Raw genomic sequence first — 17,077 nt, 5'->3', positions numbered from 1 at the left:
GTTGACAGTATTTAATTGCTGAACTTAGCACAGACTAGTTGGATACATTTATTTATTAATCTGCTACTTATTACCATGACTCTTATCCAAGATATTCCCGTCCCAGAAGATGTTATATTTCCTCCAGGAGATTTATATAGTGACGAACCGCCTTTTGAAACTGATTTACACCGACTACAAATGACGCTGCTCATTCAATGTCTTGAATGGTTGTGGCAAAATAATAATGACTTCTATGCGTCTGGCAATGTTACGATTTATTACAGTCCTCGGCAACTGAAATCTGAATATTTCCGGGGTCCAGATTTTTTTGTCGTGTTGGAGACAGAACGTAAAACCCGTAAAAGTTGGGTGGTTTGGGAAGAAGATGGTAAGTATCCCAATATAATTGTCGAACTGCTATCAGATTCTACAGCTAAAACAGATAAGGGTTTAAAAAAACAAATTTACCAAGATATTTTTAGAACACCGGAATATTTTTGGTTTGATCCTCACAATTTGGAGTTGGCTGGGTTTGTTCTCCTAGCTGGAAAGTATCAACCAATAGAACCTAATGATCAAGGTTGGTTGTGGAGTCAGCAGTTAGAGTTATTTTTGGGAGTTGATCAAAACAAATTACGCTTTTTCACTGCTGAAGGAGAATTAGTTCCCACACCTGAAGAAGTAGCAAAACAGGAATTTGCAAGGGCTGAACAGGAAAAACAACGGGCTGAACAAGAAAAACAATGCAGCGATCGCTTGGCGGCGAAGCTGCGAGAATTAGGTATTGATCCAGATACTATTTAAGGATCTTCAGGAAATACCCATTTTGGCGGTTCTGTCATTTTTTTACGCAGTCTTTCTTCAGCCATTTCTAGCATTTTATCTAAAGAAGTCTCTTCGATAAATTTTGAGGTTGCTTCTCTAAACTCGATATTGGGACATTTATCGCCTAAAATACAACCGTTGACGCAGGCTTCAGCGCAGTTAATTTTCTGCTCCACAGTGAATTCCCTCTCTAAAATACGGCTTTATTACCCTTTAGATAAATATTACTATTATTCTTCAAGTTCAGCCCTGACGACTAGAAGTCGTGGCTATACAAACAAAGTCCGCCTGCGCGGACTAAGATAAAATTAGGTGTTTCAAATGTAGTTGGGGTTTCTCACTTTCGTTTGAACTACTCCTAATTTTTTGAAAAACCCCTCATGTCGGAACTGTTGACTCATACTGGAACGATCGCTGCTATAGCTACTGCTGTTGTCCCTCAACAAGGTAGTGTGGGGATTGTGCGGGTTTCTGGTGATCATGCGATAGCGATCGCACAAACTCTATTTTCTGCACCTGGAAAACAAGTTTGGGAAACTCACCGCATTCTCTATGGTTACATCCGTCAACCCCAAACTAAGCAAGTTGTTGATGAAGCTTTGTTACTAATCATGAAAGCACCTCGTTCTTTTACCCGTGAGGATGTGGTGGAATTCCATTGTCACGGGGGAATTATGGCTGTACAACAAGTATTGCAACTATGTTTAGAAAATGGTGCGAGATTAGCGCAACCAGGGGAATTTACATTAAGAGCATTTTTAAATGGACGTTTGGATTTAACCCAAGCCGAAAGTATCGCAGATTTAGTTGGTGCGAAATCTCCCCAAGCAGCGCAAACGGCTTTAGCTGGGTTACAGGGTAAGTTAGCTCATCCTATTCGTCAATTACGCGCTCAATGTTTGGATATTTTGGCAGAAATTGAAGCCAGGATTGATTTTGAGGAAGATTTACCACCTTTAGATGAGCAAAGGATTATTGCTGAGATTGATCAAGTTACCGCAGAAATAACCAAGTTATTAGCGACAAAAGATAAAGGTGAATTATTGCGAACTGGTTTAAAAGTGGCGATAGTTGGTCGTCCCAATGTGGGAAAATCGAGTTTATTGAATGCATGGAGTCAGAGCGATCGCGCTATTGTCACAGATTTACCCGGTACAACCCGCGATGTGGTGGAATCTCAGCTAGTGGTGGGGGGGATTCCTATCCAGGTTTTAGATACAGCAGGGATTCGGGAAACAGCAGATCAGGTGGAGAAAATTGGGGTAGAGCGATCGCGTCGTGCTGCTAATAATGCTGATTTAGTACTATTCACTATTGATGCTGCCGCAGGTTGGACAGATGCAGATCAAGAGATTTATGAACAGGTAAAACACCGTCCGGTGATTCTAGTAATTAACAAAATAGATTTAATTTCAGTAGAACAGAAACAAACTCTTCAATCTAAAATCCAAAATCCAAAATCTAAAATTGTCACCGCAGCGGCACAAAATCAAGGAATTGATGGTTTAGAAACGGCGATTTTAGAAATAGTCCAAGCAGGAAAAGTACAAGCTGCTGATATGGATTTAGCAATTAATCAAAGACAAGCCGCAGCGTTAACAAAAGCGAAGATTGATTTGGAGCAAGTGCAAATAACAATTATCGAACAGTTACCTTTAGATTTTTGGACAATTGATTTAAGGGGAGCGATTTATGCATTGGGAGAAATTACCGGGGAAGAGGTGACAGAATCCGTTTTGGATAGGATCTTTAGTAGATTTTGTATTGGGAAATAAGTCCACAATTTATGTTTCCATCCCCTTGCGGGGAAGTGGCTTTGGAAAGAGTTAACTTCTGAAAACCTTACAGGGCAAGGGTTTGAAGTACCCCAATCGACACACCTCTGAAAAGCGAGAAAAAAGTTTCTCAAATTCATAAAATTTGTCGTCTGAAATGCTTACTGCGTAAGGCATCGACACAGGTCAACGAAGTTATGCGGTTTTTAAGGTTCGGGCGAGGTGCGTCGATAAAATTTATTTTATACAGAAAATACTATCTTGCTGAAATTGTCAAATAGCCTGAAACGCTTATACCACAATACTTTGACCCAATAGTTAATAACTTAAGTTGCTAGTCATTTAGTTGAGGCTGGTAATAGGTAATATCATGTCCGTTTGAATAGTTATCATATCTGTTTGGGCAGGGGGCAGGGGTTCTTGTATCTCACTCAACCGAGAACCGCTATATAATTGGTGATCAAATACTACTAGGACTTACGCATGGGTTACGGAATAAACGAACCGCAGAGACACAGAGTTCACAGAGAAATGAGGGTTTGAGTTATATTTTGCGTAAGTCCTGACTAGTTTTTATCCTGTAAATCCTTTAATCCTGGAAATCCTGATTCTGACAATTAAACTTTATCCTTAACAGGTGTAGCAATACCACTCTTTAGCAAACCAGCTTCTAGTTCCTGAATAAATCGGAAATCTTCCACGAATAAAGGTTGTTCATCTTTCAATAATGGTTCTTTTTCCAAAAAACTAAACGCTTGCCTAAATTGTTGCGGACTCGCTTTAATTGGTGAATCAAAATGACAAGAAATAATTTGATCAAAATCCCAACTCGCAACTTGATCAGCCCAGTCTAATACGAGTTTTGGTGCTTGGGGAAGAATAAGAACTTGTAAAATCGGTGCTACAAAAGGACGACCGTTTCCACATAATGCATCAAAAGACTGTTGCCAATTATTTTGCCAGTGAAAGGGAAATAAACCAAAATATGCTTTTGGTGAATGGTCTGGTGCTTTTTTAGCATCATGCCACATTTCTTCTATTCCCATAATTTCTAAAGCACTGGGACGAAAATAAATTGCAAATAAAGATATTCTTTGCCATCCTTGACGACGATTATCTGGATTATCTTCTATAATCTGTTGTGCGTTTTCTCTAGCATGAAATAATAAAGGATATGGTTCTAATTGTAAAATTTTTGGTGGTTCTTCGGGAACTGAAAGTATAGTATCTGTAACTAAGAGAGTGCGTGATGGTTTGTGCAATAATGCAACTTCGACAAAAGCACCACGTCCTAAATTTATATCTAAAATTTTATATTCAAATTCATCACCAAAAGGATTTGGATGAATATCCTCTGGTATTTCTAAAGTTCGTTTTTGAGGAAACCCAAGCCAACTCAATGGCAGATTTAAAGGGAAACTCCACTGGTGAGGAGCAACATAAACTAAAGCTTGAGGAAATTTTCTGGCAAAGGGGCCAACAAAGATTTTATGCTCTAAACCAGAACTGGTAGGCAAAATGATATATTTGATTTCACCGTGCTTTGCTGCCAACTCCTGAACTAAACGGATACATTCTGGTGTGGGTGCAATAGGTGCATAAACTAAAAGACCACCTGCTTGTAGCTTGATGATGGTCATCCGAATTGGGACTATGGTATACAGGATGCCTTGTAATTGATCAAATGTCCAAATGGTATCCTTGACTATTTCCCGGCGCAGTGTTCGCCTTCTACCGTAGGGATATAGCGGTAAAACAGGCCAAAAAGGCCATGACCAATCTCGCTGATTTATGCTTCCTGGAGCGTTCATTGTCATTTAACCAAGTAAGTCTTTCCCATTTCTAGTACTAACAGGATTTTTAGTTCTTTGGATAGATGTTTTTAGTGTTATTGTGTTGAATTCTGAAAGTCTCTTGCTCTAGCCTCTAGTTTCCAGAGTCTATATAGTGTAAAAATATTCCTACTTTGATAGCTGTAAAACAAGAATTATGACAATTCATCCTAACTTGCAACGTGCTTTTGCTAACCGCAGTGTCCTGAAGGTGATTAGCGGTTTGAATAACTTCAATGCTGAAAGTGTTGCTGCTACCATTAAAGCGGCTGAATTTGGTGGTGCAACTTTTGTTGATATTGCTGCTGATGTGGCTTTGGTGCAATTAGCTAAAAGTTTAACAAGCTTACCTGTTTGTGTTTCCGCAGTTGAGCCGGAAAAATTTGTCCAAGCTGTAGCTGCTGGTGCTGATTTGATTGAAATCGGTAATTTTGATTCTTTTTACGCTCAAGGACGCAGATTTGAAGCTGAAGAAGTTTTAGCACTAACTCACCAAACTCGCGCCTTGTTACCCGAAATTACGCTATCTGTAACCGTTCCTCACATCCTGGAATTAGATCAACAGGTGCAATTAGCTGAGGAATTGGTGAAAGCTGGTGCTGATATCATTCAAACTGAAGGCGGTACTAGCAGTCAACCTGCTCACGGTGGTACTTTGGGATTGATTGAAAAGGCTGCTCCTACTTTAGCTGCGGCTTATGAAATTTCCCGCGTGGTTTCTGTGCCTGTATTGTGCGCTTCTGGCATTTCTAATGTTACTGCACCTTTAGCGATCGCATCTGGTGCTGCTGGTGTTGGTGTCGGTTCTGCTATCAACCAACTCAATAGCGAAATTGCCATGATTGCCGCTGTCCGTAGCTTAGTGGAAGCTTTGGCAACCACAAAAGTCCTCAGTGCTTAATTCTCCTTGAATTAATATCGTAGGGCAGGTGTATTGCCTGCCCATATAGTGGTATGCACTTGAATGAGATACATCATAGTCCCCTCCTCTTCATTACAAGAGTTAAGTGACAATTCATGGTTTTAATCTAGCGTAATTCCCTTCATAAAATCTGGTTTAGGAACGTTAAATAAATTCAAGATAGTTGGAGCAATGGAAAGCAGAGATACTGTATTTTCATGAACTGAGTGCTGCCTGCTAGGCTTACGAATCCATAAAATGCCATCTGGGTGATGCATTCCGCTTTTTATATCTTCTATTTGGTAAAAAATATCAAAGAATGGTATTGATTTTTTGCTGTTGGCAATATTCAAAATTGCATTTTGTGGTATTTCTTCAAAAATTCCACAGCCACCAAAAATATCTTTACCATTGCGTCTTAATCGCATGATCGGACGCTGATTTATTTGTAAATTTATCAGTTTTTGTTCTGCGTCAGTTGTGTCTTGTTCATTTTCAAACCTGACATGAAATTCTTCAGCCATGACTGGAGAGCAAATATAATTACTCTTCACACCTGCAAAATCTAAGAGACTTTCAAACTTACGCGGCCTACAAAGACGTTTTCCTCCAGTTGCCTCATAGATAAAACAAGGTTGTTGACTTAAAGCTGTAGATAGAAGCAAAGTAGTTTTATCATCTAATAAATTTAGAAATTTACCTATTAGTTTATCCATTTCTTGATAGCCATATAAAATCGCATTTTCATATTCAGTTTGTTCTTTTACTGATGGTTTAACTTGAAATTTATCTGGCTCCATATTCCGCCAGTACATATGTTGAAAATGGGCTGTACTATTAATAAAAAAAGTAGAAAAATGCGGACGAATTTTGTGATAGTAGGAGCGAAATAAATCAAACTGAAGCTTGTCTGCGATAGTTGCACGTTGCCAACGGTATTTTCCTGTGATTTTCTCACTAACTAATTGTTGGATGATAGCACTAATTGTATCTAGTGAAAGTCGATGATTCTTCATAAAGTTCAGAAACCTCAAATAATCTCCAGTACTAAGGGGAACAGAATCATTTGTGTGTTCTTGGACTTGTTTTTGAACAAATCGGAAATATGGCAATAGTTCTTCAGAATTTGGAGTAACTTTTGGACTCCAAAAATCTGGCATTATATAACCATTTAATGGGGAATTGTAGCTAACATTCATACTGCCACAAATCCAAACTCTTAATCCTGCATCTGAAAGAATATCCCAAATTGATTTTGACTTGAGTTTATATCCCTCATCCAGAAGAAATACTTGATGCTCACTGTAAGGGATACCAGAATGTACTGTCACCCATTGAATCCAAGGTTCTAAATATGGTGGTTCTTCTTCTGCATCGGTTGTATAAATTTCTGATTCTTCATAGAGTCGTTGGAAATTCGGCAACTTTTCTTCTTCAAGAAAATGCTGCATTAGTGAAGGAGAAAGCTCGTTAAATTCGAGTGAGATTACAGTTGGTTCTGATTTCATATTTTTTTAAATTTCCTGATATGTCAAGTTTCCTGAAATATCAATCACCAGCCAGTTAATCTCAGAATTTTGTGGCGAAATAATTGATAAGCATAGCCAGTAAAGTGAGCCAAAGGCATAGTCATTAAGGTAATCTCACAGAAAAACCACCTCGTCCATAAAGAAGGAGATTTTCCTTTGCTACCGCGCCAAGTTTCTGCATCAAAATTTCCCCTAAAGTTTAGGGTGACTCGAAGGCTTTCCAGGAAAAGTAACAGTAACCCAGCAATCATCACTAATTCAATATGTAAATCTACCGAAGTAAACAGTAAGTCAATAATGAAGAGCAAAATATTAGTAGATATCACTATGAATGGTAACAAACCTCTTATTTGTAATCTCAGAGGGTGCTTTGTACTTGTTAAATAACGACCTCTACCATATTTAAAATACTGAATAGTTAAAGATTTCCACGTTTTTCGGGGGTAGTACCAAGCACGTATTTTTGAATCTATGTAGATAGCTTTTTTATTCTGACAAATTAATCTTTGATTTAATTCAGCATCTTCATTTGGGGTGGCTTCAATACAATAGCCTTTTAGTTCCAGTAAAACTTGTTTCCAAAAACACCCCAAATAAACTGTATCGCCGTAACCACTATAGTTAGCCCGGATTTCTCACAAAGAAAATAAAAAAAGGGGTCAAAAACTGCGAAAATGTATATTTAGAAAGCATTTCAGCAGTTATAAAGTATGACCCCACTAACAACAGATAGTACACCAAAACAGTTCCAGTTTGAAAGAGAAAAATCAAGACCAATAGTAGTGAATTTCCAGGGTGGTAAAGTAACATCGGATGCAGGTTTAAGTTTAATTGCGGAAATAGACCGAAAATTGCAAATAACATCACGATTAGCTAAATGTTTCCAAGACTACAGAAAGCCAAATAAGACATTACATCCCATAGAAAGCTTATTAACACAACGAATATATGGCTTAATAATGGGATATGAAGACTTAAATGACCATGAAGAATTACGTCATGATCCAATGTTCACACTGGCATTAGGAAAAAGCATTGGTCAAGAGAATGAACCATGTCCATTGGCAGGAAAGAGTACATTAAATCGGATAGAACATTGTCCTGAAAATTTAGAACAAGGAGCAGAAAGTCGCTACCATAAAATTAGTCATTCTCAAGAAGAGATTGAGAAATTATTTGTAGACATATTTTTAGAATCTTATTCATCACCACCAAGACAAATAATCTTAGATTTGGATGTAACTGATGATTTAGTGCATGGGAATCAAGAACAAGTATTTTTCAATACTTATTATGGAGGATATTGCTATGCACCACTTTATATTTTCTGTGGAAAACATTTATTAGCAGCTAAACTTAGGGCTTCCAATGTAGACCCAGCAGAGGGAGCATTATCAGAATTACAGAGAGTCATTTAAGATGCCTCCAAGTGAAGTTTATACCCAGAAATATTGTCCTAGAGGTGAGATGGAAAATCGTTTTAAAGAACAACAATTATAACTATTTAGCGATAGAACCAGTACCCATACATTTGCTGGTAATCAACTACGTTTGTGGTTCTCTTCCATAGCTTATGTTTTAATGAATGCTTTGCGAAATAAATGTTTAGTTAAAACTGAATTACAGAATGCTCAAGTTGGGACTATCCGTACCAAATTGTTGAAGTTAGGAGCTTTGATTACTGTGAGTACCCGGCGAGTTTTAATTGCAATTAATAGTTCTTGTCCCTATCAGCATATTTATGCTACTGCTTACCGTTGTTTGCAGTTGTTACCAAATCCTGGTTAATTCTTTTGTGACGATTATTACTCTCATTTTTAGCTTTAATTTAGGGTGGGGATAAAAGTTTTTTTCTTAACTCTTTTTTGTCATGTCTAATTTTAATACTCAATTATTTATATCAGTATATTTTACCTGAATACTTCTTGATATTTAACAAAATTTATCAAATCTATACTTAGGAGATTTCCTTTTTTCATCTTCCCTACTTATGTAGCAAATAAACTTCCTTTGTTTTGCTCTTTATGAATGTTTTTTTTGGCTTGTGAGAAATCCGGGTTAGGGTTTCTATATTTTGCCCCACCATTACCCAATAAGCTTTTGGATGCCAGGGCAATACCTGCTTGGAAAGCAGTCTCGGCGACAAAGCGCTGTGCCCCACCAACATTAGAGGCGTTGGATTCTAGTAAAGCCTCTACACATCGTTCAAGGTAATCAGGTGCGTAATCTGAATGGGCATCAGCTCTGAGAAAAATATCACCTGTGCATTCGTATAAAATTAAATTAAGCCCAGCAGATTGAATTTTTTGAGGATTGTGTAGTAGCTTGACTCGTGCATCTTCAGTTGATAGTTTTTTGACTATTTCTTGAGTACCGTCATTACTGCCACCATCAGCGACGAATATTTCTATTAAATTAGGGTAGCTATTACGTAAAAAAACACGCAATACCTCCTCTATTTTTTTTGATTCATTGTAGGCTGGGATAGCAATAGAAACTGTAGGTATATTATTCATATAAAAAACGGTTTCAGTTAAGTTCATTGCTTTTCCTAAAGTGTTGTGATTATATAGTGAAGCACAGCGTGAGCCTTTATTGTCTGAATACAGTGTAGATTTTTCATTTCTTGCTTATAAACCAAAATTATAGAGATAAATACTTGCTTGTACACCAAGTATTTTAGATGCAGTTTGGGCAAATTGACCCTGATTCGCATCGACATCAAATACTACGGTAATGAGATGTGAGGGTATAGTTATGGCAAATTTTAATAGTGCGTATTTTTCGCCACTATCTTCTACACCTTCACCCAAGCCAATATTCATTCCATAAAGAGAGAATCTATGTAAATTGCTGAATAGAAGTTGGAAATGCGTTGTTTCAAAAATACCAAATATGTAGCGTTTGACAAAAGATTTCATCATAAGTTTCTACTCTATTGGCTATCGGTTAGAGTCTTATATTAGATTATTCAAAGCTCTTGATAGGTAAGTTTCTGAATGATTTTCTTGGAAGTATTTAATTGCCTCCCAATAGCGCCTTTTATAATCATTTATATCCATCTTAAATAAAACATGGATGCATTTCAATATTGCGTTTTCATCACTAAAATTAATCAGGAAAACAAAATTCAGATTTTTAAGATATGAAAATGCAGGAATATCATTTACAATTAACAATTTTCCATAACTCAAGGCTTCTGCTATCACACCACTCTGAGTCGAAAAGGAGTAAGGTATAACAATAAAGTGTGTCAAACCAAATAAGAATCTTTTAGCATTACTGGAAAGAAAACTAGGAAATCTAATTATTAGGTCTTCATTGTAGTTTAAGTTCATATTTCTATCTTTTCCCCCACGAATAAATTTAGCTCGTTCTGGATAATACTTATAAATAGTTTGTGCCAACGATAAAAATCCTTGAGGATTTTTGTCCACATCGGCTCGACCTAACAATGAGAAAGTTATAGAATAATTCCAACTACACTTGAGTTGTGCCAAATTTTGATGTAAAAGATTGTCAGGATTGGAAACAAAGGATAAGTTTAACTTGTAAAGCTTATCAACTGGGATAAAATATTGAGCTTTAAAAAAAGCTTCATTGCTAGGCAATAAAATCTTATCTGCTAAATAACCAAACAATAAATGATAAATAAATACAAGCGATGCTTTGAAAGGATTAATTCTTCCCTTCTCAAAGCGTGGCTCATGCATCATGTAATAAATTTTCAAATTTTTAGATAAAATTTTGGACAGCACCTTCAAAATTAAAGTTAAAACTAAGTAATCTGATTGAATTAAAAAAAGAAACAGAGATATTGTATCTGCTGAGTTTAACCTTACAAGTTTTTTGGCTAAATCTAAGCTATTCTCAAACTTTACAGAAGTTAGATAATATAAACAATCAGTGTCTCTGTCAGAATCACAATTTAATTTCATTGCTTTATAGAAAGATTCTGAGCAATGATGCAGCATAGGATTTTTTGGTCGAAATAGGTATCTTAAATCCATAATTCAGAAATCCAAAATAAAGGAGACTTGCTAAAAAACAATAAAAAAGGTTGGTTGACTAAAGAATAAATTTGTTCGGCTGAAAAGCAGATACTGGTTTCTTGTATCTGCATACTATAACTACTGTGATTTGTTAGCCGCTATAGTTTTCTTATGAACAGTATTACTCTTCAATATGGAAGTTACTAGATTGATGGATATAATTCTTAATGATGCAGGCTGTCTGTGAATAAAAAAATAAAATAATCTTTTCAAGAGAATCATAAATTCTACTTGTATTGGATTATAATAAAAATCCAAATTATATTTTTTTATTGGTAGATTGTACGTCGAAGTTCTTAACATTTTTCCCCCATCAATAATATGTTCTCCATAATCAAATACATTTCTATAAATACCGTAAAAACTTAATTTTATAGGCGATTTTGATCGAGAACTTCCGTACATTTCAAACTCCCATATACTTTCGTCTTCCACTATTAAGGACAGAAGTGTATTTTTCTTCCATATAGAAGCTTGAAGAGAAAGAAAAAAGGGCATTCTTTCATCATATCTACCAAATAATCTCTTCTCATTGTCTCTATAGAATGGGAACGGACGCGGGACAAGTCTGAGGCAATCAATATTGTTATTTATGACAAAGTCTAGACAATCGTTGATTTCCGAACTAATAACTTGTCTCCGGAGAATAAAGTCATCCAGTGTTAATAGAACATATTCAGTTTCAATTTGATTCAGCCATTCGAGTAAGTATGATGACCAGGTTAGACGATTACGATTACCTCTGGCTACAAGAGTTTTAATTTTTTCAAATTTTAATGAATTTGTTCCTAGATAAACTGGATATGGACAATCTGACCAGTACTTATTTAAAAAATCAAAATGCAGATTCCACAAAGACTTGTATTTATCAGATGAACAGATCAGAATTGACATATTTTGCATATACTGATTTGGCTGTAATTTATCAATCATATTCATTACAATTAAGTAGAATTTGAGCAAAGCCTGTCCTTAGAATACTAAATATCTAGTGATAGAAGGATTCTCATACACTAGAAATGAATAAGCATACATGGAAGCGATTGAGAAAAACATGATTATTTTCACTACGGATTTATTTATCCTTTCACTAGCTATAGCAATCCGGAATCATTCATGAGAAAATACGGAGAGAGCTTAAAAGTAACGTTTGAAACCAAGGTGCAGGTGTGGTGATGTGGATACAATTATTAGAAGATTTTATCAAAAATAATAAAGAGCCACGTGAAATCAAGCGAGCTACAGCAGTAAAAATGCTGTTATGTGGATACAAGCATGAAGAGATAATGCCAATATTAGGTGTCTCATCTGGCTTCATTAGTACCTATAAAAAAGCATTTTTTAAACTGGGGCTGGAAGGGTTAAAACTAGGGCATAAAGGAAGTAAAGGTTTTCTAGATGAGCTTCAACGTGCCGAGGTAATGGAATGGTTGCAAACCAAAGACAGATGGACTTTAAATGAATTAGAGTACTATATTGCCTCAGAATATGGAGTAACATTCTCCTCAAAACAAAGTTACTACGATTTATTTGATGCTGCCAGTATTAGTTGGAAGAAAACTCAAGCAAATAATCCAAAATATAACCAAGAATTAGTAGATTCAAAAAAAAAAGAGATTTGTGAGTTGTTGGAGACGCGACGGCCTCAAATAGAGACAGGAGACCTAGTTGTGTTCATGGTAGATGAATGTCATTTACTTTGGGGGGATATAATAGGGTATGTTTGGGGGAAAACTAGTGAACGAGTAACAATACCAGTAGTAAATGCTCGTGATAAACAAACATATTTCGGTGCATTGGATTATAAAACCAAAGAATTTCTCACGTATAAAGCTGAAAAAGGTGACTCTAAAAACACAATTAATTTTTTAGAATATCTTCAAAAACAGCGACCTGGAGCCAAACTTTTAATAATTTGGAATGGTGCAAGTTATCATCGTTCACAAGAAATTCAAGATTATCTAGATTCATTAAATCGTGAACTTGAAAAAGAACAATGGTGGATTACCTGCTTGAGATTTGCCCCGAATGCACCACAACAGAATCCTGTAGAAGATATTTGGCTACAAGCAAAACGATTAATTAGAGAGTTTTATTTTTTCTGTCATTCTTTTACTGTAGTCAAGGCGTTATTTGAGTTATCCATTCATTGTCAAATTTTTGACTTTCCAAAACTTTATGAGTATGGTGTTTTCTCATGAATGATTTAGGATTGCTATACTAACGAAGCTAACGCTAAGATAATTAAGAAATTAAGATAGTACTCTAAACGTAGAGACATAACAGGGAAAGGATAGTATATCAGGCAGGCTATAAACAGGAAAATACAAATTATGAGTAACAAGTCAAAATTGGTATTCTCAAATTTAATAATGATTTTTTTGGAGATGATTAATATCAAGATAGCAATGGTATCAATAGTTAATTTAGAAAATATTTTGGTCGTGCCTTCTTCATTCACTACATCTTGATATGCGGAATAAATTACTGGGGATAGAGCAATACTGTAGCCAAATTACGAGGGTTCAACGGCTGTAGAAGCATTGTGAATACGACCAAGAGAGGTAAGCTTGGCAAAAATCTGGGATAATAAAATAGGCTCAGGCTGTTGCGGAAGCATTTTTAATATTTCCCGAACATATCGAAAACCCCGACAATAAGCCTGAAGATCAACAATGCCAGCACCGGGATTATCTTCACGAAACTGAGCTAGAAGATAATGAGACAAATTGACCATAAAAAAAGAAAGATTAACAGCATTAGTCACAGCAGTTTGACCTCTGTTCATAAAATCTTCCAATCCCCAAAACTGTTTGGCATCTCGGAAATTAAATTCGATTTGGAAGCGCAACTTATAGTAGTCAATTATTTTTTCAGATGATAAAGTTAAGTCACTAGAAAACAGAATTACGTGACTGCGAGCATTAGTTTTGAGATTGGTTTTCACCAAAATAACTACATTCAGTGGTTGGCCAAATTCTTTGTGCAGTAGAGTAGCTTGATAAGTATCAGTTTTAATATCTTCTTCAAGACTACTTTGACGCAAATATGCCCCAGGAATATTACGCCAGTCCAACTTCTCTCCGTATTTACGACGGGAACGATGATTAGGGTCAGGATTGTGGTAAGGTATATATAATGCCGAATCGTGACGTAACTTGGAAATTATGTGTAACTTTACCTGCCTAGCCATCTGCAAAGCATTATTGTTCCCAAAGTGACCATCTACGACCAAGTAAGTGAGGGGAATAAAGTTAGCTATTAACTTAAATAGCTCATTAATCATCTTCTTAATTCTTAGCAATTCAGGTGTAAAAGTCACCTCCTTTTTATTTTTGTTTTTACTTCCTTTTGGTCGTCCCCGTCCACGTTTTTCTTGAGGTTTTACTTCTGGACTTGGCGAGACACTACTTTTTTCTACATCGCTTTTTATTACCTGTTCTATCTGAATCGGAAATGAGTGTCTTTGTTGAACACTTACTAATGATAATGTAAAGAAAGATAGTCCCAATATTGGTTTACTTATTAGACTGGAAAAGAACCTATCTAATCCATAGGTTTTTTTCCCGGCTTTGCTTATTACTACTTCGTCTCCTGCCAACAAATAAACATCATTTGGGCAGAACAAATGCCGCCGAAAAAACACCCAGAACACCGTTGTCCACGGTATGACTGTACGAAAAAATCTGATTACCGTCCGATAACTACCACCACTAAGCGTCCAACGCGATATTCCCAACATTGTGACTCGCCCGCTCATGGCTAACATGGCCGTGATGATCTGGCTTAACTGCCGCATCGTCGTCACTTTTATTTCTGGTAGTAGGCATTGCAACAGTGCTAGTATGTCAAACATGGGCTGTATGTGGCTTTCGAGTTGTCGTTGTGGAAGACTATAACTCTACTACATCAGCCCTCTTTTTATACTCTTTTTTTGGCTACAGTATTGATAGAGAAGAACCTTTTTCAAAGAAAACTTGTGCTAGTAAAATTAAAGATATAAATGAGACTAATAAGAATTTTTGAAATGTTTTTTTTGATTTAAAAGTATGAGCTAGAAATAAGCATCCTAATAAACATATACTTGATATGTGTGAGAATACCTGACATATCTGAAGAAAAATAAAACTAAATCTATACTCCAGGTTTTTGGTATTTCTCTTTATCAAAAATATGGACAGAGGCATAACATTGACAAATAATCCTAAAGCTAACCCTTGTCTTAAAAAATTACCAAACAATAGTATTCCCGTATTAGTGAATACCAAAAACGCTATAACCAGCAAAACTGAATTAGCACTAAATTTCGTCAGTAATGAAACACCGATAAAAATTAACAGAATTATCGTAGCTTCGATCAGGATGAGTAACAGTGTGTCATCACCTACAAGAGTAAAATAAAACTTCATTATTACTTGTAGTAAAATATCGATTTTGGGAAAATTTACACGCCATAGTTCATTCCAAGATAAAGATTTAGCTTGCTCGTGATAAATACCTGGATCTAAATTAACGTCATAGTATACATCTCTGAACCCCAAAAATACAGAAAAAGCACAGTATAAACAAAATACTATCCACAGTAAAACTGTTTTTGGAAAATCACTATAATTAATTAAAAGGTAAATTATTAAAAAAATCATGGCTCTTCATTACCTATTATGCCAAATTATTAGCAGTAGGCATAAAATACTATTAAAAAACATATTAAAAACTGACTAAAAGTCTTACAGGTATTGACATATGAACAATATATATTGTTAAGTATAAATACAATTAACCGTATTTTTAGATAAAGTTAGAGTTATGACTGGCAAAAGAGATATTAAAATTCTCACAGAGCTTCTTGATTTAGATGATGTAAAAGTCATATCACATCGTCTTCATAGTGGGATTGGAATGATTTTACAAACCGAATCAAAAAAGTCATATGGTACTTGCCCCAACTGTGGCACAAAAAGCCATAAATTACATCAAAACCATCACCACATTATTAAAGACTTACCTTTTGGAGAAAAGCCAGTATTTTTAGAAATTAATAGACGACAGTTCAAATGTGCTGTATGTAAAAAACCGTTTAGCGAAGACCTAGATTTTGTCAGAAAAAAAAGGACTTTTACAAAGCGACTGGCACATAAGACAATACAAGAAGTTTTAGAGAATGATATTCATAGTGTAGCGTCAAAAGGTATAGTGACAACGGAAGAAATAGAACGGATGCTAAAAGATGCATCCGAAACATTACCCAATTTAAAACCTCTGAACTTAAAAAGACTTGGACTTGATGAAATAGCTCTGATTAAAGGCAAAGGTAATTACTGTGCAGTCTTAATAGATTTAGATACATCTCAACTAATTACTATATTAAATGGACGTACGCAAGAAATAATCAAGAAAACTCTTATGGAATGGGGATTTGAGGTTTTAGAACAAATAGAAGAAGTCAGTATAGATTTGTGGCAAGGCTATAAAAATTTAGTCATAGAATTAATGCCAAATGCCCAGGTAGTAGCAGATAGATTTCATGTAATGGCACAGATAAATAAAGAACTAGATACACAAAGAAAAAAAGAAAAGCGCAGCGTAGAAGAGTTAATTAAAAAAGCAAATTCAGCAGAAGAAAAATCTAAATATGAACAAATATTATCAGGTCTGAAAAATAGTAAATATCCCTTACTTAAGAATGAAGAGAATTTAAATGAGGAGCAATTACACAAACTTATTCAAGTTCAAAATGTATCCCCTGTATTGAAAGTAATGCATGAACTGAAAGAGAAAATTAGAACGATTTTTAATAATACTCGTGATTGGTATACGGGAGTCTTTAAACTGGGTATGTGGCTATCAAAAGCTAAAAAATATTTCCCAAATAGTAACAATACTATTATTCGTTGGTTTGATGAAATTATTGCTTACTTTGATAACCGAACAACTAGTGGTACTGTAGAAGGAATTAATAACAAACTTAAGCTGATCAAACGTTCTAGTTATGGGTTTAGAAACTTTGACAATTTCCGAGTTAGATGTTTACTTAATTGGCATCTATATTATTAGTTTAGCATAGCAACTACTGAAGAGCCAAAATCATGAAAGAGAAAGTAGGAAAAAGTTTTACGAATTCTGTCATTTATCGAATTTACCTTTTTGGTGGTTGATTAATTCGGAAAATTGCTAAAGTAGA

Annotated in this window: 15 protein-coding genes and 1 pseudogene; 6 read left to right on the top strand and 10 right to left on the bottom strand. The window is 35.6% G+C overall.

All coding sequences use genetic code 11. The features are described from left to right. Window positions 1-75: 75 nt before the first annotated feature. Window positions 76-786 carry a Uma2 family endonuclease gene (locus AC012T_RS07610; RefSeq protein WP_487064500.1) on the top strand — a complete coding sequence of 237 codons (711 nt, stop codon included), beginning with the start codon at window positions 76-78 and terminating at the stop codon, window positions 784-786. On the opposite strand, the gene AC012T_RS07605 is transcribed toward AC012T_RS07610, so the two are convergent. Further along, window positions 783-983, bottom strand: a complete 201-nt coding sequence (locus AC012T_RS07605; protein WP_487064498.1) for a hypothetical protein — start codon at window positions 981-983, stop codon at window positions 783-785. The two genes, AC012T_RS07610 and AC012T_RS07605, sit on opposite strands and share 4 nt — an antisense overlap. A 204-nt stretch (window positions 984-1,187) precedes the next feature. Here AC012T_RS07605 and mnmE point away from each other — a divergent pair, with 204 nt between their 5' ends. Next, window positions 1,188-2,582 (top strand): tRNA uridine-5-carboxymethylaminomethyl(34) synthesis GTPase MnmE, encoded by a 1,395-nt coding sequence (mnmE, locus tag AC012T_RS07600; protein ID WP_487064496.1) that lies wholly within the window; start codon window positions 1,188-1,190, stop codon window positions 2,580-2,582. 617 nt (window positions 2,583-3,199) lie between these two features. Here the strand turns inward: mnmE and AC012T_RS07595 are convergent. Then, window positions 3,200-4,393, bottom strand: coding sequence for a DUF4336 domain-containing protein (locus AC012T_RS07595; protein WP_487064494.1), 1,194 nt, complete (start codon window positions 4,391-4,393; stop codon window positions 3,200-3,202). A gap of 178 nt (window positions 4,394-4,571) precedes the next feature. Here AC012T_RS07595 and AC012T_RS07590 point away from each other — a divergent pair, with 178 nt between their 5' ends. Next, window positions 4,572-5,315 carry a DUF561 domain-containing protein gene (locus tag AC012T_RS07590; protein WP_487064492.1) on the top strand — a complete coding sequence of 248 codons (744 nt, stop codon included), beginning with the start codon at window positions 4,572-4,574 and terminating at the stop codon, window positions 5,313-5,315. 122 nt (window positions 5,316-5,437) lie between these two features. Here the strand turns inward: AC012T_RS07590 and AC012T_RS07585 are convergent, their stop codons facing one another. Together AC012T_RS07585 and AC012T_RS07580 are read right to left on the bottom strand one after the other, a co-directional pair. After that, entirely contained in the window at window positions 5,438-6,823 is a 1,386-nt protein-coding gene (locus AC012T_RS07585) for a hypothetical protein (protein ID WP_487064490.1), read from the bottom strand. Window positions 6,824-6,867: 44 nt separating this feature from the next. Continuing rightward, window positions 6,868-7,437, bottom strand: a complete 570-nt coding sequence (locus tag AC012T_RS07580; RefSeq protein WP_487064488.1) for a glycosyltransferase family protein — start codon at window positions 7,435-7,437, stop codon at window positions 6,868-6,870. A 117-nt stretch (window positions 7,438-7,554) separates the two neighbouring features. Here AC012T_RS07580 and AC012T_RS07575 point away from each other — a divergent pair. Next, window positions 7,555-8,632, top strand: a pseudogene (locus tag AC012T_RS07575) (IS1380 family transposase). A gap of 200 nt (window positions 8,633-8,832) precedes the next feature. On the opposite strand, the gene AC012T_RS07570 reads toward AC012T_RS07575, so the two are convergent. The 4 genes from AC012T_RS07570 to AC012T_RS07555 all read right to left on the bottom strand — a co-directional run bounded on the left by AC012T_RS07570 (window position 8,833) and on the right by AC012T_RS07555 (window position 11,829). After that, entirely contained in the window at window positions 8,833-9,387 is a 555-nt protein-coding gene (locus AC012T_RS07570; RefSeq protein WP_487064486.1) for a glycosyltransferase, read from the bottom strand. 87 nt (window positions 9,388-9,474) lie between these two features. Then, window positions 9,475-9,768: a hypothetical protein gene (locus AC012T_RS07565; RefSeq protein ID WP_487064484.1), complete on the bottom strand. Its 294-nt coding sequence runs from the start codon at window positions 9,766-9,768 to the stop codon at window positions 9,475-9,477. Window positions 9,769-9,801: 33 nt separating this feature from the next. After that, window positions 9,802-10,854 carry a glycosyltransferase family protein gene (locus AC012T_RS07560; protein WP_487064482.1) on the bottom strand — a complete coding sequence of 351 codons (1,053 nt, stop codon included), beginning with the start codon at window positions 10,852-10,854 and terminating at the stop codon, window positions 9,802-9,804. A gap of 120 nt (window positions 10,855-10,974) precedes the next feature. Further along, entirely contained in the window at window positions 10,975-11,829 is an 855-nt protein-coding gene (locus AC012T_RS07555; RefSeq protein WP_487064480.1) for a hypothetical protein, read from the bottom strand. A 242-nt stretch (window positions 11,830-12,071) separates the two neighbouring features. Between AC012T_RS07555 and AC012T_RS07550 the strand changes: the two genes are divergently transcribed. After that, window positions 12,072-13,097 (top strand): IS630 family transposase, encoded by a 1,026-nt coding sequence (locus AC012T_RS07550; RefSeq protein ID WP_487064478.1) that lies wholly within the window; start codon window positions 12,072-12,074, stop codon window positions 13,095-13,097. A 314-nt stretch (window positions 13,098-13,411) separates the two neighbouring features. On the opposite strand, the gene AC012T_RS07545 is transcribed toward AC012T_RS07550, so the two are convergent. Beyond that, complete coding sequence (locus AC012T_RS07545; protein ID WP_487059178.1) at window positions 13,412-14,752, bottom strand: transposase; 1,341 nt, start codon at window positions 14,750-14,752, stop codon at window positions 13,412-13,414. A gap of 82 nt (window positions 14,753-14,834) precedes the next feature. Next, window positions 14,835-15,539, bottom strand: coding sequence for a hypothetical protein (locus AC012T_RS07540; RefSeq protein WP_487064476.1), 705 nt, complete (start codon window positions 15,537-15,539; stop codon window positions 14,835-14,837). Between the two features lie 163 nt (window positions 15,540-15,702). On the opposite strand from AC012T_RS07540, the gene AC012T_RS07535 reads away from it, so the two are divergent. Next, entirely contained in the window at window positions 15,703-16,950 is a 1,248-nt protein-coding gene (locus AC012T_RS07535) for an ISL3 family transposase (RefSeq protein ID WP_487059515.1), read from the top strand. The last annotated feature ends 127 nt before the right edge of the window (window positions 16,951-17,077 follow it).

The sequence above is a fragment of the Anabaena sp. EIM26 genome (assembly GCF_057568715.1).
This window is presented reverse-complemented; position numbering and strand designations above follow the sequence as displayed.

Excerpts from the sequence above, each read along its gene's own strand:
- AC012T_RS07610 (WP_487064500.1), top strand. The coding sequence starts at position 76 with ATGACTCTTATCCAAGATATTCCCGTCCCAGAAGATGTTATATTTCCT.
- mnmE (WP_487064496.1), top strand. The coding sequence starts at position 1,188 with ATGTCGGAACTGTTGACTCATACTGGAACGATCGCTGCTATAGCTACT.
- AC012T_RS07595 (WP_487064494.1), bottom strand. The coding sequence starts at position 4,393 with ATGAACGCTCCAGGAAGCATAAATCAGCGAGATTGGTCATGGCCTTTT.
- AC012T_RS07590 (WP_487064492.1), top strand. The coding sequence starts at position 4,572 with ATGACAATTCATCCTAACTTGCAACGTGCTTTTGCTAACCGCAGTGTC.
- AC012T_RS07585 (WP_487064490.1), bottom strand. The coding sequence starts at position 6,823 with ATGAAATCAGAACCAACTGTAATCTCACTCGAATTTAACGAGCTTTCT.
- AC012T_RS07570 (WP_487064486.1), bottom strand. The coding sequence starts at position 9,387 with ATGAACTTAACTGAAACCGTTTTTTATATGAATAATATACCTACAGTT.
- AC012T_RS07565 (WP_487064484.1), bottom strand. The coding sequence starts at position 9,768 with ATGATGAAATCTTTTGTCAAACGCTACATATTTGGTATTTTTGAAACA.
- AC012T_RS07560 (WP_487064482.1), bottom strand. The coding sequence starts at position 10,854 with ATGGATTTAAGATACCTATTTCGACCAAAAAATCCTATGCTGCATCAT.
- AC012T_RS07555 (WP_487064480.1), bottom strand. The coding sequence starts at position 11,829 with ATGATTGATAAATTACAGCCAAATCAGTATATGCAAAATATGTCAATT.
- AC012T_RS07550 (WP_487064478.1), top strand. The coding sequence starts at position 12,072 with ATGTGGATACAATTATTAGAAGATTTTATCAAAAATAATAAAGAGCCA.
- AC012T_RS07545 (WP_487059178.1), bottom strand. The coding sequence starts at position 14,752 with ATGTTTGACATACTAGCACTGTTGCAATGCCTACTACCAGAAATAAAA.
- AC012T_RS07540 (WP_487064476.1), bottom strand. The coding sequence starts at position 15,539 with ATGATTTTTTTAATAATTTACCTTTTAATTAATTATAGTGATTTTCCA.
- AC012T_RS07535 (WP_487059515.1), top strand. The coding sequence starts at position 15,703 with ATGACTGGCAAAAGAGATATTAAAATTCTCACAGAGCTTCTTGATTTA.